The organism is Streptomyces sp. BE303, from assembly GCF_036290945.1.
Taxonomy (GTDB): domain Bacteria; phylum Actinomycetota; class Actinomycetes; order Streptomycetales; family Streptomycetaceae; genus Kitasatospora.
The window spans coordinates 1-297 of sequence record NZ_JAQYWZ010000190.1 but is presented as its reverse complement, the minus strand read 5'-3'; the positions used below and the strand labels follow the sequence as shown (position 1 = coordinate 297).

The 297-nt window shown below is 69.4% G+C and carries 1 protein-coding gene; it reads left to right on the top strand.

Annotation, left to right across the window (positions count from 1 at the left end):
- The coding region (locus PUR56_RS01100; protein WP_329947456.1) for an RICIN domain-containing protein at nucleotides 1-297 on the top strand (297 nt) is incomplete at both ends.

Below are 297 nucleotides of genomic sequence, written 5' to 3'. Positions count from 1 at the left end.
GTCACCCCGCTCCACGCGACCTGGCAGCAGCTGGTCGGCCGGCAGAGCGGCAAGTGCGTCGACGTCGGCGACTACTCCTTCGCCGAGACCGCCCGGCTCCTCCAGTGGGGCTGCGGCAACGGCGCCAACCAGAACTTCTCCCTCAAGAACCTGGGTACCGGCTACGTGCAGATCATGGCCCGGCACAGCGGCAAGTGCCTCGACGTCGAGGGCGCGTCGACCGTCGACGGGGCCCTCGTCGTGCAGAACACCTGCACCGGGAGCCAGTCCCAGCAGTGGCAGGTCCAGAAGGTGGCC